The organism is Kitasatospora sp. NPDC036755, from assembly GCF_040636595.1.
Lineage (GTDB): Bacteria > Actinomycetota > Actinomycetes > Streptomycetales > Streptomycetaceae > Kitasatospora.
Map to the genome: position 1 here is coordinate 1 of NZ_JBEZUT010000654.1, position 1610 is coordinate 1610.

General features: G+C 74.5%; 1 protein-coding gene. It reads right to left on the minus strand.

Annotation, left to right across the window (positions count from 1 at the left end; translation table 11 throughout):
* A partial coding sequence (locus AB0E96_RS40975) for an HD domain-containing protein (protein WP_359831912.1) occupies positions 1-1496 on the minus strand: 1496 nt, incomplete at its 3' end.
* Positions 1497-1610 lie beyond the last annotated feature (114 nt).

The following is a 1610-nucleotide window of genomic DNA, read 5'->3' on the forward strand; positions in this document are numbered from 1 at the left end:
GCCGGGTGGTCGGCCAGCCAGCGCTCGATGGCCAGCCGGGCGGCCGGGGTGCGGGCGTGCGCCAGCCACTCGGGGGCGGGGCCGGAGGGCTGTCCGCCGCCGGCCGGGAGGGTCTCGGTGAGCACCGCGATCTGGTCGCCGTCCTCCAGCACGGTGGACAGCGCGGTGAGCCGCCCGTTGACCCGCGCGCCGATGCACCGGTGGCCGGTCTCCTCGCCGAGCCGGTAGGCCGCGTCCACGCAGGTGGCGCCGGCCCTCAGCTGAAGCGTTTCGCCGCCCTCCGTCACCACGGTGATCTCGCGGTCCCCGGCGAGGTCGGCGGTGAGCGCGGACCAGAAGGCGTCCGGGTCGGGCGTCTCCTGCTGCCACTCCAGCAGCCGGCTGAGCCAGCCCGGGCGGGCCGGGTCGGTGCGGTCCAGCTCGTCGGCGTCCTGCACGGCGACGGCCGGGGACGGGTCCCCGAGCGCGACCACGCCGGTCTCGGCCACCTCGTGCATCCGCCGGGTGCGGACCAGCACCTCGACCACCGCGCCGCCGCTGAGCGCCACGGCGGTGTGCAGCGACTGGTAGAGGTTGAACTTGGGCGCGGCCACGAAGTCCTTGAACTCGCCGGGAAGCGGCGTCCAGCAGGTGTGCAGCTCGCCGAGCACGGCGTAGCAGTCGGCGTTCTCCTCGACCACCACCAGCAGCCGTCCGTAGTCGGCCGGCCGCGGCCCCTGCGGCAGGCCGTCCGGCCCGGGCAGGGCGGCCCGCCGGAGCAGCACCCGGTGCAGCGACACGCAGTGCCGGGGCCGGACGGTCACCTCGGCGGCCACCCCGGCCTCGGCCAGCTGGCGGGCCAGTCGCCGGGCGAAGGGCTCCAGCAGGGTGTCCGGCTCGGCCTCGTGACCGGCCATCAGGGCCCGGGTGCGGGCGTGTTCCTCGGGGTGCAGGGTGGCGAAGACGATGTCCTCCAGCTCCGCCTTGAGCACCTGGATGCCGAGCCGCTCGGCCAGCGGGATCAGCACGTCCCGGGTGACCTTGGCGATCCGCACCTGGCTGGCCGGCTTCATGTGCCGGATGGTGCGCATGTTGTGCAGCCGGTCGGCGAGCTTGATCACCATCACCCGGACGTCGTCCCCGGTGGCGACCAGCATCTTGCGGAAGGTCTCGGCCTCGGCGGCGGCGCCGAAGTCGACCTTCTCCAGTTTCGTCACCCCGTCGACCAGGTAGGCGACTTCGGGACCGAACCCGGCGCCCACCTGGTCGAGCGTCAACTCGGTGTCCTCGACGGTGTCGTGGAGCAGCGAGGCGACCAGGGTCGTGGTCCCGGCGCCGAGTTGGGCCAGGATCATGGTGACGGCCAGCGGGTGGGTGATGTACGGCTCGCCGCTCTTGCGCTTCTGGCCGCGGTGGCTGGCCTCGGCGAGCCGGTACGCCCGGGCGAGCAGGCCGAGGTCGGCCTGCGGGTGGTGCCGGCGGTGGACCCGGACCAGCGGCTCCAGGGCGTCCGGCACGGGCGGGCGGCCGGTGGCGCGGGCCGGAACGCCACCAGGTACTTCAGCCGCTCGGTCACCTGGCTGAGCATCGCGGTGGTCAGCCAGGCGTCCTCGCACCAGGCCCCGGTCGGT